Genomic DNA, 25,641 nt, shown 5'->3' with positions numbered 1-25,641 from the left:
AACTTTTTCTTGGTTTGATAATGACAGAAGACTTTGCCGAAATTATGAATTGCTAATGGAAAATTCTGAAAATATGGTCAAACTATCAGCTATTAAAATATTATTGAACAAAATTTAAACAGGCTCTAAACGAATTTAGGTATTTTTCTTTAAAAAAAGGTTTTTCAATTTTAATCAATTGAGTTAAACATTTTTGTAATTTAGTCATCATAAATTGATTTCCTGAAATAGTATAGAAACAGAAATATCACATTTCTAATAGGTTTAAAAATGATTGAAATAAAGAAATATTCTAATCAGGCAGGACATCCTGAACCCAGACGGGTCATCAAATACACTTTATTCTGGTGTAACCATGGAAGTACTGAAGTATTGATTGACGAAAATATTTTTGTCTTAAAAACAGGACAGGTTATAACGATTACTTCCGGACAATTTCATCAATTGAAATCTGTAGAAGGAGAACTTACTGCTTTGGAATTTACGCTTGATTTTTTCTCTAAAAGTGACAGTGATATCGAACTTATTTTTCACAATGGATTATTTTGTCATTTTGGAATGAATGAAATGATTACCGTACAAAATCCGGCATTTTTCACTGAAACATTGACTATCATTGAGAAAGAGATTCTGGAACAGCCCTATCAATATCTGATCTCCACGCATTCTCTGGTTGAATTGCTATTGATAGAAATCAACCGCAGTAAAATTGCCAATGGTGATGAAATCTGGAAACCGGATGCTTTATTTTTAAAATTTCTGGAAAATGTCAGGGGACATTTTAAAAACAATTATCAGGTTTCTCATTTTGCCAATATCCTTGGAACGACTGAGGCTAAACTGAATGAGGTATCAAAGCTTCACACCAATAAAACCGCTCAGAATGTTATCTACAGCCTTATTATTTCAGAAGCGAAGAGACTGTTGCTTTATGAAAAGCTAACGGTAAAAGAAATCGCTTATCAGCTTGGTTTCAATGATCCTTTCTATTTTTCAAATTTCTTCAAAAAACATACTTCGCGATCTCCTAAAGATTATCAGAAAGCGGTAAAGGAAATTTAAAAGAATCTTGAAAGGTTTTAATTTGAAGAAAAGAATTAACAGCTTCTTATTAACTCCCATCCTCCAGCTTCCCGCTTCCTTCAAATATTATATGCTTTTCCCGGAATTGTCTATTCTTTAGACAACGGCTTTCGCTGAACTTTGTACTGTAATTAAGACCTAAAATAATACGTATGAAAACTCAACAGGATACCGCCGTTTTTTTATTAAGGATTACACTGGCTTTTGGTTTTTTATCTGCTGTTGCCAGTAGATTAAATCTTTGGGGAGCCCAGTCTTCAGGCTGGAAAAAATTTATCGATTATACAGCTGAAACGAATTCATTTTTACCCCATTCTTGGGCACCTGCAGTTGCAGTATTATCAACTACTGCTGAACTATCCATTGGTATTTTACTTCTGGTAGGCTATCAGATACAAAAGACGGCATGGTGTGCCTCCGTTCTCACTTTATTATTTGCTGTTGCCATGAGCATTTCTTTTGGGATCAAAGAACCTCTAGATTATTCGGTCTTTGTTTTCAGTGCAGCAGCATTTCTCCTGAGTACATTTTCCAGTTATCAATGGAGCCTGGACCAATTTCTACCTCAATAACAATTAAAATTTAATATAATGAATACCAACATCCACGATTACATCGTAAAAACTGAACAAAAGGAGTGGCAGCCTTTAATTGAAAAAGGAATACATTATGAAGGTATTTTTGTAAAATCTTTAAGATTTGATCCCGAGAAAAACCGCTCTACCAGCATTCTTTTAAAATTTGATCCGGGAGCCAGCTATCCTTATCATAATCATCCTGCGGGAGAGGAACTGTTGATCATGGAAGGTGATGCCACTATTGCCGGTGCCCAGCTTGGAAAGGGCGATTATCTGTATACTCCGCCTAATTTTAAACATTCCGTGACATCTGAGCATGGCTGCACCATTCTTTTTATAGTGCCTGAAGAGGTGGAAATTCTTTAGATTGATCAAAAAAACAAAAACACAGTAAAAAGTTTACTGTGGTTTTCTCGTTGCCTATTTGACGAAATATTTTTTAAGCTAAAAGCAAATGATACTGAAGTAATTATTTTAGAACTGTTTCATCGGGTGCTATAGGTCTGAAAACAATTAACGTTTTTTTCTTTCTTACAAGATCTACCAAAGTCTGAACTGAGAATGTAAGAATAATATAGAGCACGATAAGCACGAGTACATAGCCAATTTCATGCTGTCTGTATCCGAAAATACCTTTCCCCCAGGAGATTAATATCCATTGGATCATATACATTGAGGTTAAATTCCTGCTGCAGTATTTTAAAACACGCATAAAGCCGTTTTCTTTAACCTTTGAAGTAATGGTATTGATCAGCCATAGAAATATCAGAGTCCAGCCTGCAAAGTAGATAACACCTCCCGGTCCCATATGATAAAAGCCATTGTAATTATATTTTCCATACAGAAAAACCAAAGGTGCTCCGACAGCAATAAACGGCAGACCTACATACAGCATATTTCTAAATAATTGCGTGCTGTTGTAGTTCAGTTCCAGGTACCATTTCCCGAAAACCATTCCGATGATGATAAAGGACATCCATGGAAAAACAGGAAAATATACATAGGCTGGATAATCAGTGCTGAAAAGAAGATCCAGAATATAATTAATGACAGGATAATCAAGATTGATTCCGCTTACTTCCCGGGATACAAGGGCTACCAATAACCCTATGGCAAGAATGACATATTTATTTTTGACATATTCTCTGATAAAGCCCACGAACAGTAAAGACATTCCGGCAAGCTGTAAAATATCCCCCAACATTACCAGGTATACATATTGCTGTTCTATGGGGGCGTGCCATCCATATTTTTGGATAAAATTATCCGGAGCAAAATTAAAAATCACAGGGATCATAAACTTCATAAAATTCATGAAAAGTCCTGCAAACACAAGTAAAACTCCTCGTTTTAAGGCACTCTTAAGGCTTTGATGGCTGGAAGTCATGAAGGTGATTCCCATACAGATTAAAAATATTGAAGTTCCCCGGCCTAAAAAGACAATAAAACTGCCAATAGCAGATTCTGATTGTGATTTTACATTGGCATAGATCAATAAGGTATGGATAATAATCATTCCTATAACACTCATTCCTTTTATCAAATCCAGTGCAGGAATTCTTTTGCTTCGTTCTTCCATTGTTTTCAGTTTTTTAAGTTTTTCACCAATACTATTGATCAGTCAATAGTATTGATTACGTTTAGATTTTTGTAGATATATATAATTTAAATTAATTTTATTATTATAATTGAGTAATCCTTATTTACATCAAGCTTTATCCCAACAATAATTTTAATATTTTTATTAATTCTAAATAAAAACAAATATACATATTAAAACTATATCATTTAATTTCTTTATTAATTTTCATGATTAATTAATCATCCTATTTTGTAAAAGAACTTTAGGACTGAATAGAACAGAAAATCTAAAACAAAACGCCTCTTCCAATTGTCTTGAAAGAGGCGTTTATACTTATTATTTTATTCCGCTAGCCTATGATTTCGGTAATTCCGGCGGACGCATTTTGTATTTATAGCTGTTCAGGGTTTTTAAAAATTCTACAATATCAAAAACCTCATCATCGGTTAAATTCAGTTTTTCCACCATTCCTGATTTGTGAGGAAACTTAGGATCATTGATCTGATCACCTTTGGGAATTTCTCTGCCCATTCCTGCATTATACATCATGACGATATTAGCCAGTTCAGGGAAAAGTCCGTTATGCATGTAAGGTTTATTCTCTGAAACTTCCCTCAGTGTAGGAGTTTTAAATTTCCCTACATCTTCATTCTTTTTAGTCACGATATATCTTCCCAGATCTTCATATTTCCTTCCGTAATACGTGAGTCCAAGATTATGGAATTTCTGATCAGAAAAATAAGGGGTATTATGACAATTGATACAATTGGCCTTGGTACGGAATAAATGAAGTCCGTTGACTTCAGAATCTGTTAAAGCGTCTTTTTTTCCGGAAACAAATTTATCAAACTTCGATGGTGGACTTATCAGAGCGCGTTCAAATGTTGCAATGGCTTTTGCTATTTTCTCTTCTGTAACGTCCCCATTTCCGAAAGCTTTTACAAAGAATGGTTTATAATCTTTGATCTTCTTGATATTCTTTGTCGCCATTGACATATGAAGATTCATTTCCACCGGATTTTCGATAGGGGCTTTCACCTGCTCTTCCAGTGTTGCCGAACGACCATCCCAGAAGAAGGTCTTCGCATAACCTATATTCACCAAAGTAGGAGCATTTCTGACTCCCGTTTGTCTGTCGTGCCCAAAGGAAACCCTGCTTCCGTCTGACCAGCCTATTTCTGGATTGTGACAATTTGCGCATGAAATCTGTCCGCTTTTGGACAATCTTGGATCAAAGAACAACATTTTCCCCAGCTCCATCTTGTCTTCGGAATAGGGATTATTTTCAGGAAAGGTCATTTTAGACAAAGGCCCAATATCCTGAAAACCTTCTTTAGCCTCATCAAATAAGTGAGCAGCCGGCCATTTGCTCTGGTCTCCGCTGCTGTATAAAGTACGAAGCTCTTCCACGGAATATCCCGTGGGGTCATTAGAAGTATAACTTAATAAAGATATCATTCCGGCCATTGCCAGAAAAGCGATATATCTGTCTTTCATTTTTTTAATAATAAACATTGAGTCCTACCAAGGCAACATGATTAGCTCTGCCGTTGTAGTCTACTTGATTTTTATACGTACTGTTCATCAGCCATGTCTGAGAAAAACTCCCAAACAGCTCATACCTGATTTTGTTCTGATCGAAAATATAACTTGCGTTAAAATTAAGACCAATTTTAGGCGTTGCATCATAGGCAAAGTCCGGCTGAGCGATTTTAGTTGCAAAGATATTCTCTTTTGTACTTTGATAAGGCTGATAATTGAATTCTTTTTCCAAAGGTACATACAGATTTTGTGAAAGACCAATGGCCAGTTTATGGGAAGGTTGTAAAGCAAATTCTTTTTCTACTCCCAAGCGGTAATTGAAAAAAGAAAGTTTCCGGTCCATTACCACCGACAGATCCTTTACATGATTTTTTCCATAGGCTGCATCGAAGAGGATCTTAAATGCTTCATTTTTATGATTAAACCAAACTACACTATTCTGCCAGGAGAGATTTTTCTGTTCCAAACGATATGATGTGTACTCCAAAGGATAATTGTAATTGGTATCCTGCTGATCCTGATAAGTCACCATAGAAGCCCATTTTTTACCATTATAATTTCCTAGAAAATTAAGGTAGAAGCTATGCAGATCTGTTTTCAGTCCGGAATATTTTGTATAGTCTTTCTGCCAGTTATAGTTCGCATCCTGATATTCAAAAACTCTGTAGAAACGTTCAATCAGATTTTTATAATCATATCCGGCAGAAAAATGAGTATTGGCATTATTAAAGGCATATTCTCCACCCCAGATATACCCTCCCATTTTATATTCGGAGGTTTTATACTGGGTATTTCCGATGTACTGATTACCATAACCTTCATTATAACGGATATAAATACTGTCATTCGCCGGTACATTTCCTTTCATATTCACAAACATGATATCATTTCCCTTATAATGATGTACATAGCTCAGTTTTCCAAAAATAGCGTGCTGCTTCCATCTCAATCCTAATTTTGCAAATGCTTTATATTTATAATCATCTACTTTGGGTCTTGGGTCTGCATTCTGGCGGTAAGATTTGGCATAAACACCTTCTCCTCCCACTTGAAGAATTACTGGTTTCACAGGATTATAAGCAAACTGTCCGTTGATAAAATAGCTTTGTTTCTGCCATCTTGCCGCACGGGAAACCCAATAATAAGAAGGGTTGTAAATAAAAGAAGAATGGGTAGTTCTTTCATCACTCAGGATATAGGGAACATCTTCTTCAGTAGTTTTATCTGCTTTAAGCCTTCCAGATAATGCAATTTTATCATTCAACTTATAAACACCTTCAGACAGGAAACTAAAGCTTCCCGTTTCTCCCGCAGTCTGTACTCTTTTAAAATTTTGTTTTGTAGAAGAATACTGAAAAGTTGTCCGTGAGAAATCCAGAGGCTGGAAAAATGCAATATAAGGATCATTTATCCTGATATTCTTTTCTACAGAACTGATGTTAATACTATCTAACTGAGTTGCCTGAGCATGAAAGAGCTGACTGCCTAATACAGCCAATCCGAATATACTGTATTGAAAAGCTTTAATCGTCTTATTTTTATTATTGTGCATATCCTCGAGGGTTTGCTTTAATCGTTACAAAATCATTGGCAGAATTATTGGTGTCCTGCAGTACCACACGTCCATTGATAATCTCTTTTGTTTTACGGATTACGGAAAGTCCTGTAAAAGTACCTTCGGCCTGTCCTACTGTGTTGACAATGAAAGTTCTTGAGGCATCTATGTCTGCAGGGAAGTCTTTGGGAGCTTTCTGTTCTTTGTCTGTAATATCTATTCCGTCTATGATATAGTTCTTTGGAATCTGTAGAAATAAAGTTCCGGTAGGCGCTTTAGGCGCTGCCACTTTTTTCCAACTTGCCACTTCTGCATCAGTTGCTCTCAGAATTCCTAGTCCCAGCATTGAATTTACATTAAGAATTAAGTCATTGGATGCAATACTCCAGTAAGACACCAGCATATCCGGCACCATAATATTCTGAATATCCCATGCAAATGGTTTCTTACCAATACTTGTATTATAATCTCCCATATAGGTTTCAAAATCTGCATGACTCAGGTCTACCGTTCTGTCTGGCTCCTGTATTGCTACTCCGACACCGTTGATATCATCAAAGGGCTTTTTATGGTTAATGGCTGTTTGAGCTACAATGATACTTTTCCCTGGTAAAATAGGATATTGGCTTCCACTTCCAGGTATTTTTATGAGTATATTGGAATATACATAATCTGTATTGGCAGCAGATCCGCCACCGGCAGTCTTGCTCCAATCATACTGTCCGTTAGACAAGGTATAAGTGGTCACATTATTATTTATATTACCTTCCAGAAATACCAGATATAAACCATCAGCATAAATAGTCTGATCAGAATTGTTGTGAATTTCAATGAACTGATCTCTGAAATTAGCTCCTAATTTGTTATCTGAACCTGCATAATAATATTGTTTAATCACAAGATCTCCAAGATTTCCGCTCGTGATTCTTACCAATTTTGAAGAAGTATTCGCATTAATGGTTACTTTCTCATCGAAGCCTCCAAAGTGTACAATTTCATAGCTGGTTTCTTCTCCGATCTGTTGCTCGTATTCATTCTGCTTCAATTGCAGTTCAGCCTGAATACTATAATTTCCAGGTAAAACAGCATTCAGTATCAGATCACCGTTTGCATCTGTTTTTCCTATAATCTTATCTTCTGTTGCTGAATTCTTCAGGATAACGGTTACATTCGCAACTCCTTTATCGGCAACAGATGGGTATTTTGAAGCATCATATTTGATGTTTACTGTAAACGGAACAGGCTTGATCTCGTTATTTTTCCCAAAATCATCATCTCTGTTACACCCTATAAGTGCAAGGATGGGAATTATTAGTAATAGTATTAATCGTTTCATTATGTTCAAGTTTATTTTTAATAGTATTAAAATCTGTATGAAATATTTCCTCCAAATGAAGTAGAAGTAAAGTTGCTGTAGACACTTCCTCTTTCGTCATATGCTTTTAAATTGAAAACATTACTTACATAGATTGATATTCTGAATCCACTTAAGAAATCCTTGGTTACCCTTAAATGAACATTATGCAGGGTTTTGTTATATAAACCAGAAAGTTTTTCATCGGAAGGCTTCAGAAACAGTCCCTGATATTTTTGATTAGTACGGTCATTTTCCGGAATCATCTGTAATTCTCCATCGTGTTTGATATACCCAATTGGATAAATATCGTTGGCACCGTTCAATTTTCTGTCTGAAAGGAAATGATCTGTTCTAAGACCAATGATCAACCCTGATGAAGCCAGGTGATAATCAAAACTGAAACTTGCTCTGGCCATAGAACTTTTGTTTTTGCTATCGTTATAAATTCCGTATTCGTAATCTTTATCCTTAATAGTAGGAGCACTTATTTTGTAAAGTCCTTCATCTTTTTGACCGGAAGTTTCTACATAACTGGCATTGAAACCAATTACAAGATTTAAGGCTTCTATCTTTTTGAAACTTGCCATCAGCTCCAGTCCTTTATCCACTGATGAATATCCGTTAACAATGCGATTCTGGAGATAATTAAATTTTTCAGTTCCTACAATTTCAAAAGTAGGTACGTTTGTTCCTGATATATTCACATTCACTTTCGCTTTGTCCATAATTTTATGAACACTTGCTGTAGTAAATCCATCAAATAATCTGTTGTAATAAGCCGTAAGGTTCACGGTTGCAAAAGGAAATCTATAGTCAACTCCTACTTCAGTTTTCCAGCTTCGGGATGGTTTCAGATTCGCATTATCCCCCGGAGTTACTACTGTCTGCATAATCGCAGCCGAATAATATCCCGGCAAACGATAATCCCCAAGAAGGAAGTCAAAATATCTTGGTGCGGTATAGATCTGATTCAGTGAAGGAGCTTTAGAAGTCAGTCCAAAACCTCCTCTCACAGAAAATTTCCCCATCTGATATGAGGTATTAACCCTTGGTGAATAGGTTGAATATGAATTCTGCAGATCGTAACGAAGTCCCAAATTCGTTCTTAAGATATGTTTATTGGCAAAAGCTTTCGTAATATTATCCTGAATATAAAATGCATACTGCTTGGTGGCAAAAACATTATCACGATAATTAAAATCTCTCATTCCATTTGAACCCTGCCCTGCAGCATTAAGGGTTGTGAACTGTCCTGCTGTTCCGTAGCGGCCTTTTCCAAAATTGTTCCCATATCTGAAATTCGTCCCGATGCTGTACATATGAACCCATTTGGATGCGGTCATCTTGCTGCCGTTCACACTTAGATCAGTGAAAATATTAAGAGGCTTTCCATCCGAAAAGGCCTGATTCTCATAACTTGGAGGTGTATAAGGAGCGTAATAAACACCATCTGTCGTGGAGTTTCCATAAGGACGGGCACCTTGGTTCAGCCAGTATCTGCGCTCTGTAAGCTGTGTTGAATAACTGATCCCTACATCTGCACTTATCGTTCTGAAAAACGGCTTTCTTCCATTTCGGTTAAAATTATAACTGATGTTATTTCCTAATGAAAAGCTCTTGTTATCCACATTGATGATCATTCCATCAAGATCGTCCGGATCTTTCTTTCCTTTACTGGTATTGGTAGAAAATGATGCTGAAAGTTTATTACTGAACCCATTACTGCTTCTTGATGACCAAAGCAAATTAACATTCGTTCTGTCGTACCCCACCAGGCTGGTTCTTGGATCAGAAAGTGAATTCATGTAATCTAAAGACACATTCAGCGCATTGTTATTTTTAAGCTTAAAACCTTTTGTAACCCCGACCTGATAAGTTCCTTCTCTAAGAGAGGCATCCAAACGAAGCGGTGAAGCCCTGGCAATGGTTGTTACTTTAATAAGCCCTGAAGTTAAATCTCCGTATTTAGCATCCGGAACCCCCTGTATTACTTCAATACTTTCGATATTCTCTGTTGGTATTTCTCTTAAATCAACCCCGTAATTCGGTTGGCTTGGTGTTAAGTTTCCTCCATTGGTTGTAGTATTAAAACTTATTCCAAAAGGACCGCTGTTTGCAGAATCATAGCTCTGCATATTTTCGTTGTTAGATAAGGCAATATCGTTGACCATCAACTGTACTCCAAATGCCCTGTTCCCAAAATCATCACCACCGGGAATATTTCCTGAACTGGTAACAGAAGGACCACTAGCTGTTCTGAAAACGATATTTTTAAACTGGGTATTGTCAAACTGTTGTACATATTGACCAGGTAATTGCTGCAACACATCTCCAAGAGAGAAAGATTGTAGATTCTGAAGGGCTTCCTGCTGAATGGAAATTTCTGAGAACTGTTTTTTTCTTGCGGTAAGCTGTACGCCTTCGATTCTGATTTCTGATGTTCCTAAAGGAATTACTTTATCGGGAAGGATTTTCAAGTTTAGTTCTTCTCCTTCTTTTAAGATGATCTTTTCTTTTTTATTTTTTTCATTCCGAAAAATTAGCTCACATTCTCCTTTAATAGACATTTTAAAGTTTTCTACGAATATTTGCTTACACTTTACGGGTGAATCATTATTGATTACTGTTCCCCTTTTAAGCTCTCCATTATGATAAAATTCTACTTTTTGAGCAGACAAGAATCCGCCTGCTGTTAAAAAAACAGCACCAACTAATAACGATACTTTCACCCTTAAAATATTTAGACGGCAAAATTAATTATAATTATTCTAAATAAAAAGTAGATCTATGAAATAATTAAAGTTATTTTAACTTAAAATAAAAGAATATTTACACATAAATCCCCACATAAAGAATAAAATAACAAAGTAAATCATCCTTAATAGTTCCTACTAAGGCTTACTACAATTAATAAACTTAACTTTTCTTCCTAAAATATATTCTAGAAAAAACAATAAATAAAAGCCACCTTCTATGGTTTGAAAGTGGCTTTATTTAATCTGAATGAGTACTATAATTCTGTTTAATATTAAAAAATACTAGACTTTTTTATGGGTAAAGATGTTCCCAAAAACATTTTATTGTCCCATTTGTAGTAAATGGCTCTTGATCATAAAAATCAAGCTAAGTGTATTTTCAATCCAAATCATATTAATAAAAAAACGACTCCTATTATTAGAGTCGTTTTTTTTATTCTTCAGAAGAATTATTTTTTTAAATCTGCTTTTACATCTTTATAACCATCTGAAACTGCATCTGCTCCTTTTACAGCAACATTCTTAACACTTTTTGCACCTTTGGTAGCGGTTTTCCCAACCCATTTTGTGCTGTTCTTAACACCCTTTTTTGTAGCTTTTGCCCCTTTTCGAGTTTTATCTCCAACCCATTCTGCACCATTTTTCACTCCTTTCTCTGTTGCCTTTGCTCCTTTCTGAATGGCATTACCTACATTTTTGGCATCCTTTTTTACAGTTTCCTGAGCATTAATAGCTATTGCAAATAATCCAAAAGCTAATAAGCTAAATAATTTCTTTTTCATATTGTCATTTTTTTTTAATTAACTTGGTGAATATAGCATAAAACAAGCCAACTCTTTATCATCAAAAAAAATAATGAAAGTAGCTTATTCCTCTCCTTTCACTATCATATAAAATTTTTCAGCTTAACGAAGACATGGCTTAAAATCGTCAACACAAACATGGCTTAAATGTTGAATTTTGTAATAGGATTAGGAATAAAAAAAACGGCAAACAATGTTTGCCGTTTTTTCTATTTATAACTGAAATTAATCAATAATTATTTTACTTCTTCGAAGTCTGCATCCTGTACATCTTCAGCACCAGCGTTTCCACCAGCGTTCTGAGCTCCTGCACCTGCATCAGCACCTGGCTGTTGACCAGCTGCATATAATTCTTCAGAAGCTGCCATCCATGCTGCATCTAACGCTTCAGTTTTAGCTTTTACGTCATCAGCATTTTTAGCTTCGAAAGCAGTTTTTAATTCTGCGTGAGCTGCTTCGATTGCTGCTTTTTTGTCAGCAGAAAGTTTTTCACCGAATTCTTTCAATTGCTTTTCAGTCTGGAAGATCAATCCGTCTGCTTTGTTGAAGACTTCAACTTCTTCTTTTTTCTTAGCATCCGCTGCAGAGTTTTCCTGAGCTTCTTTCTTCATTCTTTCGATTTCTTCGTCAGAAAGACCAGAAGAAGCCTGGATTTTGATCGTCTGCTCTTTACCAGTTCCTTTATCTTTAGCAGATACACTTAGAATACCATTCGCATCAATATCGAAAGTTACTTCAATTTGAGGAACTCCTCTTGGTGCTGGTGGAATATCCTGAAGATCGAATCTACCGATTTCCTTGTTATCGTTGAACATTGATCTTTCACCCTGTCCTACTCTGATGCTTACCGCTGGCTGATTGTCAGACGCTGTAGAGAATACCTCAGATTTTTTAGTTGGGATAGTCGTGTTCGCTTCAATTAATTTCGTGAATACAGACCCCATTGTTTCGATACCTAGAGAAAGTGGAGTAACGTCAAGTAATAATACATCTTTTACATCACCTGTCAATACACCTCCCTGAATTGCTGCACCAATAGCTACAACCTCATCCGGGTTAACTCCTTTAGATGGTTTCTTACCGAAGAATTTTTCTACTTCTTCCTGGATAATTGGGATTCTTGTAGAACCTCCTACCAAGATTACCTCATCGATATCAGAAGTTGATAAACCAGCATCTTTTAATGCTTTAGCAACCGGCTCCATAGATCTTCTTACAAGATCAGCAGATAATTGCTCGAACTTAGCTTTCGTTAAAGATTTTACTAAGTGCTTAGGACCTGTAGCCGTAGCAGTGATATAAGGTAAGTTGATCTCAGTCTGAGCAGAAGATGATAATTCGATTTTAGCTTTTTCAGCAGCTTCTTTCAATCTTTGAAGAGCAATAGCGTCAGCTTTTAAATCTACACCTTCTTCAGCTTTGAACTCATCAGCCATCCAGTTGATGATCACATCATCAAAGTCATCACCACCTAAGTGTGTATCACCGTTTGTAGACAATACTTCAAATACACCATCTCCTAAATCAAGGATAGAGATATCGAAAGTACCACCTCCAAGGTCATATACTGCGATTTTCTGATCTTTATGGCTCTTATCAAGACCATAAGCTAATGCCGCAGCTGTAGGTTCGTTGATAATTCTTTCTACTTTAAGACCTGCAATTTCTCCAGCTTCTTTAGTCGCTTGTCTTTGTGCATCGTTGAAGTATGCAGGAACAGTAATTACCGCTCTTGTTACTTCTTGTCCAAGATAATCTTCAGCAGTTTTCTTCATTTTCTGAAGAGTCATTGCAGAGATTTCCTGTGGTGTATATTCTCTATCGTCGATTTTTACTTTTACAGTATCATTAGGTCCTGAAACCACTTTATAAGGTACTCTTGAAACTTCAGAAGCATCATCTTTAAAGTGCGTTCCGATAAATCTTTTGATAGAGTAAACAGTTTTTGTTGGATTCGTTACAGCCTGTCTTTTTGCAGGATCACCTACTTTTCTTTCTCCGTCTTCTGTAAAAGCTACAATAGAAGGAGTAGTTCTCTTACCTTCTGCGTTAGGAATAACAACAGGGTCTTTACCCTCCATTACAGCAACACAAGAGTTGGTTGTTCCTAAGTCAATTCCAATTATTTTACTCATAATATTTTATATTTTTTCTATTTTTAATTTAATTTACACTCTCAAATTCTCAATATCTGTACCATTCAAAGAATTATGACAAAATGACACAATAAAAACAAAACCCCTGATAAAATCGGGGGTTTATATAATTTAATATGGAAATATTTTCATATAATTTTTTACAAGAATGACGTTTAGCCTACTCAACGGATATTTAAATCTATTCATTAATTCCTTTCCTTTTTTCTGACATATTTTACAGGATAACCTTTTGCTGTACATTTAATATAAATAATCCTTATTAACTTGATATATCTTATCATTTGCTGCATAAAAGTAGAATCTCTCAATATTCACTTTATAAAACATATTGATTATCAATATCTTTATTATCAACACAACAAATTAATTCACCAATATTTAAAAATTAATTAAAGTTTAACCTAAGAAATAGAGACAGAATCTTTACGAATTATTATTTTTGGTAAAATATACACATTTAGAATGTCATTACACTTTAATCCACGAGATATCACATGGCTTGCCTTTAATGAAAGAGTATTACAGGAGGCTATGGATGAAAAAGTTCCTTTACATTTAAGAATACGTTTCCTTGGAATCTTCTCCAATAATTTAGATGAATTTTTCAGAGTACGTGTTGCCGGATTAAAGCGTGCCATGGATTTTAAGGAAAAAGTGATTGCTGAGTCTTTTTATCAGCCACCCTCCAAAATCCTTCAGAGAATCAATGAAATAGTCATGAGACAACAGCTGAATTTCGACAAAACCTGGAAGAAAATCCAGACTGAAATGGCTGAACACAATGTTTCCATTAAAAATTCTAAAAATCTGACAGCAAAACAAAAAGAGTTTGTCAGACAATATTTCGATGAAGTGGTAGAATCTAATGTCATTCCTATTCTTCTTCATGAAAATACACCGATGCCTTATGTGAGAGACAAAAGTCTTTATTTGGGGGTAGCGATGAGAAAGAAAGACTGGCAGTATTCCAGCAATTATGCCATTATTGAGATTCCTTCCCGTTTTGTGGGACGATTTGTTTTGCTGCCTACAGAAGATCCGGAAGAAAAAAATGTAATGCTGCTGGAAGATGTGATTACCTTTAACCTTCCACACATATTCTCTTATTTCGGATATGATGAGTTTGCCGCTAATGCCTTTAAAGTAACAAAAGACGCCGAATTGGATCTGGACAATGACATCCGAACCAATTTTGCAGAAAAGATAGAGAAAGGACTCAAAAACAGAAGAAAGGGAAAACCTACCCGTTTCGTTTTTGATAAAGATATGGATAAAGCTTTGCTGGAACTTCTTATCAGAAAGCTGAATTTAACTAAGAAAGACAGTATCATCCCTGGAGGAAAAATTCATAATTTCAAGCATTTCATGGATTTCCCTGATGTTTTTGAAAAGTATGAAAGACCTGTGGAAAGAACCTCTTTTACCCACCAGGCATTTGAGCATGGCGAAAGAGTGACAGATGTTATATTAAAAGAAGATATACTTCTTACCTTCCCTTATCATAAATATAATCCGGTCATTGACCTTCTGCGGGAAGCGGCAATGGATCCGGATGTAAAATCTATACAGATCACGGCTTACCGTCTCGCCAGCAGCTCAAAAATCATCAATGCATTGATCTATGCGGCAAGAAATGGCAAAGAAGTAACCGTAATGCTGGAACTTCAGGCAAGGTTTGATGAAGAATCCAATCTGGAATGGAGAAATATGCTGGAGCCCGAAGGAATTACCGTTCTTGTAGGAATTCCAACGAAAAAAGTGCACGCCAAGCTGTGTGTTATCAAAAAGAGAGCACACAACAAAACCATTCAATATGGATTTGTAAGCACAGGAAATTTCAACGAAAAAACAGCAAGAATATATGGTGACCATTTACTGCTGACCGCAGATCGTGGCATCATGGCAGACATCAATAAAGTTTTCAATGTTTTGAAAAAACCAAAAGATGACTTTATTCCGGTTTTGAAAACTTGTAAAAATTTATTAGTTTGTCCTCAATTTATGCGTGAAAAGATCGTTCACCATGTCGATAAAGAAATCGAAGAAGCTAAGGCAGGACGAAGAGCAGAGATCATCGTAAAAGTAAATTCTCTGAGCGACAGATTGTTGATTGAAAAATTATACGATGCAGCCAAAGCAGGAGTGGTGGTCAGATTGATCGTAAGAGGAATCTATTGTGCTGTAAATCAGAAAGATTTTAAAGAGAAAATAAAGGCCATCAGTATTGTAGATGAATACCTGGAACATGCCAGAGTGATGTATTTTTATAATAAAGGGGCCGAAGATATGTACATTTCTTCCGCAGACTGGATGACCAGAAACCTGGATTACAGGATTGAAGCTGCGGCTAAAATCACGGACAAAAATCTCAAGAAAGAATTAAAAGATATTCTTGACATTCAGCTTAGAGATAATGTAAAAGCCAGAATTTTAGACAAAGGACTGAGCAATGAATATATAAAAAATGATAAAAAAGAATGCCGTTCACAAATAGAAACCTATAAATATTTAAAAGCTAAAACAATCAAAAAATGAAGATAGCAGCGATAGACATAGGGAGTAATGCAGCCCGACTTCTTATCAATGAAGTAAAAGTAAACAACAGAAAACCGGAATTCATCAAGTTGAACCTTCTCAGAATACCTCTGAGACTGGGAATGGATGTTTTCACCATCGGAAAAATAGGTCCGGAAAGGGAAAAAATGGTCATCGATTCCATGAAAATCTTCAGTGACCTGATGAAAATATACAAAGTAGAACATTACAGAGCCTGTGCGACCAGCGCTATGCGTGATGCAGCCAATGGTAATGAAATTATCAGTCAGGTAAAAGAAGCCTCAGGAATCAATATCGAGATTATTTCCGGTGATGAAGAAGCTACCCTGATTTATGAGAATCATGTAGCAGAAGGCCTTGACAAAGAATTCGCCTATTTATACATTGATGTAGGTGGAGGTTCTACCGAGCTTACCTTCTACGAAAACGGTAAAATGGTTTACGAAAAATCTTTCAATATCGGAACAATCCGACTTCTCAATAACCTCGTTACGGTGGACAACTGGAATGAAATGAAGGAGGAGATAAAGACAAACATCGTCAGCAAAAAGCCCATTGTGGCGATCGGGTCAGGAGGAAACATCAATAAAGTATTCTCCATGAGCAAAACCAAAGACGGAAAACCCATGTCTTTGGCGCACCTGAAAAAAACGTATAAAGAGCTCAATGAGCTGTCTGTGGAAGAAAGAATGACAAAACACAACCTTAGAGAAGACCGTGCCGATGTATTGGCACATGCACTGGGCATTTTCAATAATGTCATGTCATGGTCTGACATCAACAGAATCTTTGTCCCTAAAATCTCTGTAGCAGACGGATTGATCCATAATATCTACAGTCAGTTACAACATCATAAATAACGACATCCAACACTATATAAAGCCAGCCATTTTTGAGCTGGCTTTTTATTTTAGAAGCTTTTCCCGCTTTCCGCTGTATTGTCATTGCGAGGAGCAACGCAACGAAGCAATCTCTATCTTCTTAAGTTTTGGCTAAAGCCAATGGAAATGTTTCTCATTTTCTAAGGCGGGCTAAAGCCCACCCCTATTGAATTTTACCAACAATATTTTTTATTAAAAAAAAGTAAAAATTTTAAAGTAAAACCACTCCTCTATTCGTCATACGATTATCAATAGCAAAGCAATGAACTCAATCAAAATAATTCTTACAGGAGCTACAGGAATGGTAGGCGAAGGTGTTTTAATGGAATGTCTTGACAATCCTAATATCTCAGAAATACTCAGCGTAAGCAGAAAACCCTCTGGAAAAACACATCCTAAGCTGAAAGAATATCTCGTTCCCGACTTTTTATCCATCGACCTTCATGATGAAAAACTGAAAGGTTATGATGCCTGTTTTTTCTGTGCAGGAATCAGCAGTGTAGGCATGAATGAAGAAGACTATACCAAAATAACTTACGATACCACCCTGCATTTTGCAAAAGCAGTTTTGAATCAAAATCCGGAAATGGTTTTCAACTATGTTTCCGGAGCCAGCACAGACAGTACAGAGAGCGGAAAACTTATGTGGGCAAGAGTAAAAGGCAGAACCGAGAATTCTTTAAAAAAGATGAACTTCAGGGGAGCTTATAATTTTCGTCCCGGATTCATGAAACCTGTTGATGGTCAAGTGAATGTAAAATGGTTTTTTAAACCTTTTATTTGGATTTTTCCTATTTTTTTTCAGTCAAAATCATTAACTTTACACGAAGTGGGTAGAGCAATGATCAATGCCACACACAAAGGGTACCCTACCTCCATTTTAGAAATTAGAGATATTAAAAATTTAGCGATATGAGAGACATGTTAAAAAGAATTGTTCTGGTTATTTTTGTACTCTTGCTTCTGACTGCAGTTTCAGGATATTTTTACATGCAGAAACATCCGTTGGAAGGAAATAAATCAGGTACGATTTTAAATTTTTCAGGAAAGTCAGAGAAATAATTTCATTCTAATGCTTCTCATTCAAACATAATTTTATCTTTTATCGGAAACAAACCTATTTTTTAAACATTTCTTAAGATTCCATTAAAATAGTTGCGAAACAGAAAGTTCATTTTTGCATTTATCTAATTGAAGTAAAAATGATCAACAACTACCTATTAAAAGGGTCTGTGATTGCCGCATTCTTTTTCCAGAGCGGTCTTTTTGGACAGACACTGATTCATTACTGGAATTTTAACAATAACGCATCTGCTGCAGCAATCACCACACCTACTTCTACCATGGTGAATGGTTCTCTTGCAGCAATAGCAGGAGGTACAAGCGTCATCGATTTTGCCGGCGGTACTGCACAGAATTTTAATTTGCAAAATTTAAATGCGAGAAATGGTGATGCATCCGGAACCCATTTAAGATTCAATAATCCGATTGGAGGAGCTTTACAATTTAATCTTCCTACAACAGGATACAACAATGTCATTGTTAAATTTACAACCAGAAGATCTACACAGGGAGCAGGAACACAGACATGGTCTTATTCCACAGACGGAACTACCTTTGTGCAGTTCCAGACTGTAAGTCCTCAGGATGCCGATCCACAGCTGACTACTCTGGATTTTTCTGCTATACAGGGAGCTAACAATAACCCCAACTTTAAATTAAAAGTTGATTTCTCTGCCACAGGAGGAGGAACAGGAGGGAACAACCGCTTTGATAACTTTACTGTAGATGCAACGCCTGTAGGAGGGGTTGATACCACTCCGCCAACAGTCACTTATCTGCCTGCCAATAATACCAATAACGCTTCAACAACTGTAAATCCTACCTTATCTTTTAATGAAAATGTAAGATTAGCGGATAATTCAGCAATTAACAATTCTAATGCACAAAATCTTGTAGAGTTCCGACTTGGAAATGCTTCAGGCACCCAAGTTCCTTTTACAACCACTTTCAGCAACAATATTATCACAGTGATCCCTACTTCCGGTTTAGTGCCGGGGCAGGCTTATTATGTAGCGCTTAAGCCCAATACAGTGGAAGACTTCAGTGATAATGGAGTTACTGCCGTTACGTCCAGTACTTTTACTACTGCCGGAACTACAATTTCTTTAGAAAAGAATTTCATTAAAGTTGATGAAAATGCAGGAACCCTTGCTTTCAAAATCAATATCACCAATCCTTCAACTGCTACAGTAAATCTTGTTGTAAAACCAGCGCCGTTCAGTACGGCTGATTCCAATGATTTTACTTTAGCAAATCAGACGATTAATATTACTCCATCTACAACAAGTTACACGGTAAATATTCCGATTATTGATGACACAGTGGCAGAACAACAAGCCGAATATTTTGTGGTAAGCCTTGAAAACCCTGCCGGAGCAACCCTTTCAGGTGACAATTCTGCAACCGTTTATATTGTAGATAATGATAAACCAGCACCGATTCCTTCCCATCAGATCCAGCTGAATTATCTTGGAAGTTTTGACCCTTCAGGAAACAGTACCAGTTCTACAGAAATTGTGGTTCACGATCCATCCACTCAACGTTTATTCACAATCAGTTCTATCACGGATGTTTTTGATATTATTAATTTCAGCACACCGAATACTCCTTCAGTCATTAAAACCGTAAATATGGCTCCTTATGGTGGTATCACAAGTATCGCTGTGAAAAACGGAATTATAGCCGCTTCTTCTCCCAATGCTGACCCTCAGCAAAACGGTTCTGTAGTATTTTTTGATATTAACGGAAACTTCCTGAAGCAGGTTACCGTAGGCGCTTTACCAGATATGATAACTTTCTCCCCTGATGGAACAAAAGTGATTACGGCTAATGAAGGGGAACCTAATGATGCTTACACCGTAGATCCTGAAGGAACGATCAGTATCATTGATATTTCCGGAGGTATCGGAAACCTTACACAAAGTAATGTGACCACCCTTAATTTCAACAATTTTGATTCTCAAGTAGCTGCTCTTACTGCTACCGGATTAAGAAAAGTAAGAACCAATAATACCCTTTCTCAGGATCTGGAACCTGAATATGTAACCATCAGCTCTGACAGTCAGAAAGCATGGGTAACACTTCAGGAAAATAATGCTGTTGCAGAGATTAACCTGGTCACTAAAACCATCACAGGAATCTGGGGATTGGGCAAAAAAGACATGAGTCTTCCTGGAAATGGTTTTGATGCTTCGGACAATAATGGTGAAGTTTTGATTGCTAACTGGCCGGTGAAAGCTTATTATGTTCCGGATGCAGTCCAGAATTATAAGGTAGGAAATACCCATTATATTGTAACGGCTAACGAAGGAGATGAAAAGGATCTTTCCGGATACAGCGAGAGAACAACTGTGGGGGCTAATACCTATACTTTAGATCCTGTACTTTACCCGAATTCTTCAATTTTAAAGGCTTCTTATAACCTTGGGAGATTGAGGGTTTCTTCTGCTACAGGAAATACGGACGGAGATACCGACTTTGAAGAAATGGCAGCTCTAGGAGCCCGCTCGTTCTCTATTTTCAATGCAGATACCAAGCAGATTGTATATGACAGTGGGGATCAGTTTGAAAGATATATTGCAGCCAATCATCCATTAATTTTCAATGCAGATAATGAATCCAATGGTGCAAAAAACAGAAGTCGCGCCAAAGGTCCTGAACCGGAAGGGGTGGCATTAGGAAATATCAACGGGCAGACGTATGCTTTCATCACATTAGAAAGAACCGGGGGCATTATGGCATATAACATCACAGATCCTAATAATCCTACTTTCACAGATTACAAACACTCCCGCTCTACTTCCGCTTATGGAGGAGACAATGGTCCTGAAGGAATTATCTACATAGCTCCTGAAAACACAACCACCAATACAGGCTATGTAATTGTCGCCAATGAGATCAGCGGAACTTTATCCATGTATGAAGTAGCGATGCCTGCTACTCTGGGAATTGGGGAAACAAAAACTGAACAGGCAACGTTCAACGTATTCCCAAATCCTGTGAACAAAGGAAATACGCTTTACTTCAACAGAAAACAGGATTACGAATTGTATGATATGTCCGGAAAACTAATCGGAAAAGAAAAGAATGCTTTAACAATAAATACGTCCAATCTCTCTACAGGTGTTTATCTTATAAAAACCTCAGAAGGGCAGATAAAAAGAGTTATTGTAAAGTAAAATATAGTATTTAGTTGATTGAAAAGGCTTCGGAGATTCCGGAGCTTTTTTATTATTGGGAAATTCATTAGTTTTAAACTTTTATAACACAATGGAAGATCAATTAGAACATATTATTCAACAAGTCTGGCATAAAGAAAAACGAAATCTTTTTACCTTTCTTACTGGTGCAGGAATCTCATCTGACAGTGGAATTCCCACTTACCGTGGAATAGATGGAATCTGGGTAAAGGGAACCCAGTTTCATAAACCTGAAGAGTTTGGAACTTTACGTTATTTCAGACAACATCCGGAAGAAGTTCTGCAATATTCTCTTTTCAGAAAAAAAATGTTTGAAAATGCCTCTCCCAATGAAAGTCATTTTGAACTTGCAGACATTGAAACTCAGCTTCAGAACAGATTTCATCTCATTACTCAAAATATTGATAATCTTCATCGTCGTTCGGGAAGTCAAAGAATCTATGAAATTCATGGAAACAACAGAGAAATCAAATGCTCAAACGGATGTAAAGAAATTCTGGATCTTCCTACGGAAATAAAGGGTAAAGATCTGAATGAAGACCTCACAGCTCATGATAAAGAACTTCTTACATGTACTCAATGTGGCCATTGGATGCGCCCGAATATTTTATGGTTTGATGAATATTATGATGAAAAAACTAACAAAAGATTCAGTGCCCTAAAAATTGCCAAAAACAGTGGAGTGCTCTTTATTGTTGGGACTTCCGGAGCAACGAGTCTTCCGATTGCTATTGCAGAAACAGCTCTTAAATATGGAGCCTTTATTGTAGATATCAATACAGAGGATAACAATTTTACAGACCTGATCAGAAATAAAAAGAATTCATTAATCATTAGGGAAAAATCTACTGAAGTATTGAAGATTATAAAAAAAATCGTTGAGAAAACTGCATCATAAAAATTTATTATTTAAGATGTATTTAACTTTTAACATGGGTAAAAAAAATCATTTTATATCTATATTTACCTCGAACAAACCAATTTCACAATGAAAAATATTAAAACAGCAGGAGTTTTGGCTCTCCTTTTACTTGGAACAGGTATGGCCTTCTCACAATCCAGAAAAACAGAATCTGCCAATGGGTCAGAAAAGTCGGATAATAATAAAATGATACAGGTAGAAGGTGTAGGCCATAAGCTCAACTATACCCTCAATGGAGGAACTGCCGAGATTGAAGGAGCCGATAATACGGTAACAATCAAAGGCAGTGCAAAGAAAATCTCTATTTCAGGAACCGGCAATAAAGTATATGTTGATAAGGTAGACAAAGTTATTTTAGAAGGAGGCGGTAATATAATTTACTACAGAACTTCAGGAACAAAATCGGGAAAACCGGATGTCTCTATTGAAGGAGTAGGCAATAAATTGGTGAAGCAATAAAAACATTTAGAAGAAATTAGCTACATGTTTGGGTTTGCATTAGACACAAGTGAAAAATCTGAGATCATCACTTTCATAGACCAGATAAATAATATCGAAGGATCTTATCCTATCACTTATAAAAAAGTCAGATTGATGAATGTTCACAACATTCCTGCTCTTGTTTCTGCTATAGAAAATGCATCTAAAATTTATGAAAACAATGGCTTTATTTATAAACTTGATCAGCAGAATAATATCGTATCCAGTACTTTTATCAGTAATATTAAAATAAGCAAATCCAAAAAAAACATTATTCTAGCCGGTTTTGTATGGTGTAATCCCAAAGGGTATCAAAAAGCCTTGGATATGAAGCTCAATAATGAAATTAATGAAAAAAATATTTGGCAAAACTTCAGAAAAGATGAGCTGCAAGGATGGCTTGTATATACCTTATATTCATGTAAACCTGAAATAGAAAGAGAAAACATCAACATTCAAATTGATGGAAATGAATTTCATAGTTTAGATGGCTTTTTCTGTACACTTGGAGAGGAAATCCACGGGATTGCAGGATATTTCGGGCGTAATTTACCCGCTTTATATGATTGTCTTCGTGGAGATTTTGGAGTAAAATCTATTTCAGAACTCAGTTGGATTAACCATACAAGAAGTAAAAAATTATTGAAAACGAAATTCACAGAAATACAGGAAATCTTCGAAGATTACAATGTTAAAGTTTTATTGAAATAAATTTACCATCAAAAAACCTCACAGGTTTTGAAAACCTGTGAGGTTTGGTTTATATTTTACTCTTTATCATAAATAAAAAAGACAGGCCTTAAAAAAGCCTGTCTTTTAAAAATATCTCTGAGATAATTTTACTCTACGTTGATTACCTTTTCAATTTCCGGAGCATGTTGTTTGATGGTATTTTCAACACCCAGTTTTAGGGTTGAAAAGTTCAATGAGCATCCGGAACAGTTACCTAAAAGTTTCACAAAAACCTGATTATCTTTCACGTCAATAAGCTCAATATCACCTCCGTCTTTATTCAAAAACGGTCTGATACTTTCCAGAGCTTCCATTACTCTTGTTACTGTGTCTTCGTGCGTTATGTTTGTTTCCATATTTTTCAGTTCAATTCGGTTCTTTTCAATTTGTATTGAAAGTTATAATTATTTTGCTTTTGGTGAGCATCCAGCCATTGTGGAAATCTTTACAGCTTCAGTAGGAGGAAGACTTTTATTTCTTTCCACTAAGCTTTCTACCATTTTTCTGGCAGTTTCTGTATAGATATCTGCAATTTTAGATCCTTCCTGAAGCGCGGCTGGTCTTCCTACATCTCCTGCCTCTCTGATACTTTGAATCAATGGAATTTCTCCTAATACCGGAATTCCCAGATCTTCAGCTAAATATTGCGCTCCCTGGTTTCCAAAGATATAATATTTATTGTCAGGAAGTTCTTCCGGTGTAAAATAAGCCATATTTTCGATTAATCCAAGAACCGGAATGTTAATACTTTCCATCTGGAACATCGCAATTCCTTTTCTTACGTCTGCCAATGCAACATGCTGAGGTGTACTTACGATCACTGCTCCTGTTACAGGAACTTCCTGAATGATGGATAAGTGAATATCACCCGTTCCCGGAGGAAGATCTATTAATAAGAAATCCAATTCTCCCCATGCAGCATCTCTGATCATTTGATTTAATGCTTTTGAAGCCATAGGACCTCTCCATACTACTGCCTGATTGGCTCCTGAGAAATATCCTATTGAAAGCATTTTTACGCCATAATTCTCAACGGGTTTCATCAAGCTTTTTCCATTCACTTCTACAGAAATTGGTTTTTCTCCTTCTGTATCAAACATGGTAGGAACAGATGGTCCATAGATATCTGCATCTAAGAGTCCAACTTTAAAGCCCATTTTAGCCAATGTTACTGCCATATTTGCAGCCACTGTAGATTTTCCTACTCCTCCTTTACCGGAAGCAATAGCGATGATATTTTGAATTCCCGGAATTTGTTTTCCTTTGATCTGACTTTGCTGAATTTCACTAGGCTCGGGAGAAACTATTTTAAGTTTTAAATGAACCTCTTCTCCAAACTCGCTGGCAAAAGCTTGTTTCATTGCAGCTTCCAGCTTTTTCTTTTCGTGCATTGCAGGCGAATGAGCGGTCATGTCAATATAAACATCATTACCCACAATCTGAAGATTACTCACCAAGTCGTCTACTTCTATTTCTTTAAGGAAATCCTGAACCTTTTCTTTCGTCAACATATAAATATAAATTGTTTACAAATTTACGCATTTTTCACCTATTTAGAATAAGTAAACACAATCATAGATAAATTCTTTTGTAAACCCAGGCTTTCAGCCTTTTATACATCCATATATTATTACCTGAAATAGGTCACTAATGGGATATTTTTATTCCAGAATTCACTGGATTTTAACAGCCAGGAGGTAGAGAAGAAAAACAAGGATGTTGTTTCAAAAATAAATGTAGAATACATTAAAAATGGATTATGAGAAGATAAATTATTTTTAAAAAGAGCAATGAGTCCAATGCAGGCAATACTTATCAGGATTCCCCAACCACAGATTTTATAATACCGATTTCTACGGCTTTTCTTTAAGGCTTCTTTCTCAGAAACAGGTTTACCATCCTGTTTTTTATCACTTTTTTGAAAGAAATACAGACAAAATACTGCAAAAGATACGAAGAGTAGTCCAGCACTTGCATAGTGTACGCAACTGAACCATTCTTTATAGTTTTCACTTCCTATGGGAATATAAATATTACCCTCATACCCTTTTATTTCTGTTGGAAAAATAGCAACCAATACCGCCATTACTCCGGCAAAATTTGAAAGTCTGTTTTCATATTTATCTTTCCCTCTGTAGGTTGCAAACAATCCTCCCAATACACATAATGTTCCTACAAAAATAATGTGCCCGAAACTGTAATAATAATGGCTGATACTTACTTTAAGCGGATGTTCATCATTTAGGAAATAAGTTGTTGCAAACAGAAGAAATGACAAAAGAAATCCAAGTAATCCAATAAACATTCGTAATTGATAATAGGAGATCAGAACTCCATTATGATCGTCTTCTGCAGGCTTGTTACCATGAGTTTCCATAAGTTTGTTTTTTGAG

The 25,641-nt window shown here is 36.2% G+C and carries 21 protein-coding genes; 11 read left to right on the top strand and 10 right to left on the bottom strand.

What is annotated here, in order from left to right; translation table 11 throughout:
- The first annotated feature begins 270 nt into the window (after positions 1-270).
- From C1634_RS11810 to C1634_RS11800, 3 genes are all read left to right on the top strand, one after another.
- A complete protein-coding gene (locus C1634_RS11810) occupies positions 271-1,062 on the top strand; it encodes a helix-turn-helix domain-containing protein (protein WP_103233758.1) in 792 nt (263 codons plus the stop codon).
- 173 nt (positions 1,063-1,235) lie between these two features.
- Positions 1,236-1,655 (top strand): MauE/DoxX family redox-associated membrane protein, encoded by a 420-nt coding sequence (locus C1634_RS11805; RefSeq protein ID WP_103233759.1) that lies wholly within the window; start codon positions 1,236-1,238, stop codon positions 1,653-1,655.
- 18 nt (positions 1,656-1,673) lie between these two features.
- Entirely contained in the window at positions 1,674-2,027 is a 354-nt protein-coding gene (locus C1634_RS11800; protein WP_103233760.1) for a cupin domain-containing protein, read from the top strand.
- A gap of 103 nt (positions 2,028-2,130) precedes the next feature.
- Here C1634_RS11800 and C1634_RS11795 read toward each other — a convergent pair whose 3' ends face one another.
- From C1634_RS11795 to dnaK, 7 genes are all read right to left on the bottom strand, one after another.
- Complete coding sequence (locus C1634_RS11795; RefSeq protein WP_109738445.1) at positions 2,131-3,240, bottom strand: heparan-alpha-glucosaminide N-acetyltransferase domain-containing protein; 1,110 nt, start codon at positions 3,238-3,240, stop codon at positions 2,131-2,133.
- A 357-nt stretch (positions 3,241-3,597) separates the two neighbouring features.
- Positions 3,598-4,740 carry a cytochrome-c peroxidase gene (locus C1634_RS11790; RefSeq protein ID WP_103233765.1) on the bottom strand — a complete coding sequence of 381 codons (1,143 nt, stop codon included), beginning with the start codon at positions 4,738-4,740 and terminating at the stop codon, positions 3,598-3,600.
- 4 nt (positions 4,741-4,744) lie between these two features.
- On the bottom strand, positions 4,745-6,337 hold the full coding sequence (locus tag C1634_RS11785; RefSeq protein ID WP_109738444.1) for a DUF6850 family outer membrane beta-barrel protein: 1,593 nt from the start codon (positions 6,335-6,337) through the stop codon (positions 4,745-4,747).
- Positions 6,327-7,676, bottom strand: coding sequence for a DUF4876 domain-containing protein (locus tag C1634_RS11780; RefSeq protein WP_109738443.1), 1,350 nt, complete (start codon positions 7,674-7,676; stop codon positions 6,327-6,329). Before C1634_RS11780 ends, C1634_RS11785 begins: the two co-directional genes overlap by 11 nt.
- 26 nt (positions 7,677-7,702) lie before the next feature.
- Positions 7,703-10,426, bottom strand: coding sequence for a TonB-dependent receptor plug domain-containing protein (locus C1634_RS11775; RefSeq protein ID WP_228410063.1), 2,724 nt, complete (start codon positions 10,424-10,426; stop codon positions 7,703-7,705).
- Between the two features lie 476 nt (positions 10,427-10,902).
- Positions 10,903-11,235 (bottom strand): hypothetical protein, encoded by a 333-nt coding sequence (locus tag C1634_RS11770; protein ID WP_103233764.1) that lies wholly within the window; start codon positions 11,233-11,235, stop codon positions 10,903-10,905.
- A 257-nt stretch (positions 11,236-11,492) separates the two neighbouring features.
- Positions 11,493-13,391 (bottom strand): molecular chaperone DnaK, encoded by a 1,899-nt coding sequence (dnaK, locus tag C1634_RS11765; protein ID WP_109738442.1) that lies wholly within the window; start codon positions 13,389-13,391, stop codon positions 11,493-11,495.
- A gap of 486 nt (positions 13,392-13,877) precedes the next feature.
- Between dnaK and ppk1 the strand changes: the two genes are divergently transcribed.
- From ppk1 to C1634_RS11730, 8 genes are all read left to right on the top strand, one after another.
- The gene (gene ppk1, locus C1634_RS11760) at positions 13,878-15,950 is read left to right on the top strand and encodes a polyphosphate kinase 1 (RefSeq protein WP_103231716.1); all 2,073 of its coding nucleotides are present in this window, start codon (positions 13,878-13,880) and stop codon (positions 15,948-15,950) included.
- On the top strand, positions 15,947-16,831 hold the full coding sequence (locus C1634_RS11755) for a Ppx/GppA phosphatase family protein (RefSeq protein ID WP_103231715.1): 885 nt from the start codon (positions 15,947-15,949) through the stop codon (positions 16,829-16,831). Before ppk1 ends, C1634_RS11755 begins: the two co-directional genes overlap by 4 nt.
- A 283-nt stretch (positions 16,832-17,114) precedes the next feature.
- The gene (locus C1634_RS11750; protein ID WP_103231714.1) at positions 17,115-17,768 is read left to right on the top strand and encodes an NAD-dependent epimerase/dehydratase family protein; all 654 of its coding nucleotides are present in this window, start codon (positions 17,115-17,117) and stop codon (positions 17,766-17,768) included.
- On the top strand, positions 17,765-17,914 hold the full coding sequence (locus C1634_RS26000) for a hypothetical protein (protein ID WP_165835314.1): 150 nt from the start codon (positions 17,765-17,767) through the stop codon (positions 17,912-17,914). The genes C1634_RS11750 and C1634_RS26000 overlap by 4 nt, the downstream gene beginning before the upstream one ends.
- A 140-nt stretch (positions 17,915-18,054) precedes the next feature.
- A complete protein-coding gene (locus C1634_RS11745) occupies positions 18,055-21,093 on the top strand; it encodes a choice-of-anchor I family protein (RefSeq protein ID WP_109738441.1) in 3,039 nt (1,012 codons plus the stop codon).
- Between the two features lie 91 nt (positions 21,094-21,184).
- Positions 21,185-22,012: an SIR2 family NAD-dependent protein deacylase gene (locus C1634_RS11740; protein WP_103231712.1), complete on the top strand. Its 828-nt coding sequence runs from the start codon at positions 21,185-21,187 to the stop codon at positions 22,010-22,012.
- 90 nt (positions 22,013-22,102) lie between these two features.
- Complete coding sequence (locus tag C1634_RS11735; RefSeq protein WP_103231711.1) at positions 22,103-22,495, top strand: DUF3060 domain-containing protein; 393 nt, start codon at positions 22,103-22,105, stop codon at positions 22,493-22,495.
- A 24-nt stretch (positions 22,496-22,519) separates the two neighbouring features.
- Entirely contained in the window at positions 22,520-23,227 is a 708-nt protein-coding gene (locus C1634_RS11730; RefSeq protein ID WP_103231710.1) for a barstar family protein, read from the top strand.
- A 128-nt stretch (positions 23,228-23,355) separates the two neighbouring features.
- Here C1634_RS11730 and C1634_RS11725 read toward each other — a convergent pair whose 3' ends face one another.
- The 3 genes from C1634_RS11725 to C1634_RS11715 all read right to left on the bottom strand — a co-directional run bounded on the left by C1634_RS11725 (position 23,356) and on the right by C1634_RS11715 (position 25,625).
- Complete coding sequence (locus tag C1634_RS11725) at positions 23,356-23,604, bottom strand: NifU family protein (protein ID WP_002977212.1); 249 nt, start codon at positions 23,602-23,604, stop codon at positions 23,356-23,358.
- A gap of 48 nt (positions 23,605-23,652) precedes the next feature.
- Complete coding sequence (locus tag C1634_RS11720; RefSeq protein ID WP_103231709.1) at positions 23,653-24,759, bottom strand: Mrp/NBP35 family ATP-binding protein; 1,107 nt, start codon at positions 24,757-24,759, stop codon at positions 23,653-23,655.
- A gap of 119 nt (positions 24,760-24,878) precedes the next feature.
- A complete protein-coding gene (locus tag C1634_RS11715) occupies positions 24,879-25,625 on the bottom strand; it encodes a hypothetical protein (protein WP_103231708.1) in 747 nt (248 codons plus the stop codon).
- Positions 25,626-25,641 lie beyond the last annotated feature (16 nt).

Source organism: Chryseobacterium viscerum (genome assembly GCF_002899945.2).
GTDB lineage: Bacteria > Bacteroidota > Bacteroidia > Flavobacteriales > Weeksellaceae > Chryseobacterium > Chryseobacterium viscerum.
The sequence above is the reverse complement of the archived record's forward strand: the minus strand, read 5'-3'. Positions and strand labels throughout refer to the sequence as shown.

Excerpts from the sequence above, each read along its gene's own strand:
- C1634_RS11805 (WP_103233759.1), top strand. The coding sequence starts at position 1,236 with ATGAAAACTCAACAGGATACCGCCGTTTTTTTATTAAGGATTACACTG.
- C1634_RS11725 (WP_002977212.1), bottom strand. The coding sequence starts at position 23,604 with ATGGAAACAAACATAACGCACGAAGACACAGTAACAAGAGTAATGGAA.
- C1634_RS26000 (WP_165835314.1), top strand. The coding sequence starts at position 17,765 with ATGAGAGACATGTTAAAAAGAATTGTTCTGGTTATTTTTGTACTCTTG.
- C1634_RS11810 (WP_103233758.1), top strand. The coding sequence starts at position 271 with ATGATTGAAATAAAGAAATATTCTAATCAGGCAGGACATCCTGAACCC.
- C1634_RS11755 (WP_103231715.1), top strand. The coding sequence starts at position 15,947 with ATGAAGATAGCAGCGATAGACATAGGGAGTAATGCAGCCCGACTTCTT.
- C1634_RS11735 (WP_103231711.1), top strand. The coding sequence starts at position 22,103 with ATGAAAAATATTAAAACAGCAGGAGTTTTGGCTCTCCTTTTACTTGGA.
- C1634_RS11750 (WP_103231714.1), top strand. The coding sequence starts at position 17,115 with ATGAACTCAATCAAAATAATTCTTACAGGAGCTACAGGAATGGTAGGC.
- C1634_RS11770 (WP_103233764.1), bottom strand. The coding sequence starts at position 11,235 with ATGAAAAAGAAATTATTTAGCTTATTAGCTTTTGGATTATTTGCAATA.
- C1634_RS11730 (WP_103231710.1), top strand. The coding sequence starts at position 22,520 with ATGTTTGGGTTTGCATTAGACACAAGTGAAAAATCTGAGATCATCACT.
- C1634_RS11715 (WP_103231708.1), bottom strand. The coding sequence starts at position 25,625 with ATGGAAACTCATGGTAACAAGCCTGCAGAAGACGATCATAATGGAGTT.
- C1634_RS11790 (WP_103233765.1), bottom strand. The coding sequence starts at position 4,740 with ATGAAAGACAGATATATCGCTTTTCTGGCAATGGCCGGAATGATATCT.
- C1634_RS11795 (WP_109738445.1), bottom strand. The coding sequence starts at position 3,240 with ATGGAAGAACGAAGCAAAAGAATTCCTGCACTGGATTTGATAAAAGGA.
- dnaK (WP_109738442.1), bottom strand. The coding sequence starts at position 13,391 with ATGAGTAAAATAATTGGAATTGACTTAGGAACAACCAACTCTTGTGTT.
- C1634_RS11745 (WP_109738441.1), top strand. The coding sequence starts at position 18,055 with ATGATCAACAACTACCTATTAAAAGGGTCTGTGATTGCCGCATTCTTT.
- ppk1 (WP_103231716.1), top strand. The coding sequence starts at position 13,878 with ATGTCATTACACTTTAATCCACGAGATATCACATGGCTTGCCTTTAAT.
- C1634_RS11800 (WP_103233760.1), top strand. The coding sequence starts at position 1,674 with ATGAATACCAACATCCACGATTACATCGTAAAAACTGAACAAAAGGAG.
- C1634_RS11780 (WP_109738443.1), bottom strand. The coding sequence starts at position 7,676 with ATGAAACGATTAATACTATTACTAATAATTCCCATCCTTGCACTTATA.
- C1634_RS11785 (WP_109738444.1), bottom strand. The coding sequence starts at position 6,337 with ATGCACAATAATAAAAATAAGACGATTAAAGCTTTTCAATACAGTATA.
- C1634_RS11740 (WP_103231712.1), top strand. The coding sequence starts at position 21,185 with ATGGAAGATCAATTAGAACATATTATTCAACAAGTCTGGCATAAAGAA.
- C1634_RS11720 (WP_103231709.1), bottom strand. The coding sequence starts at position 24,759 with ATGTTGACGAAAGAAAAGGTTCAGGATTTCCTTAAAGAAATAGAAGTA.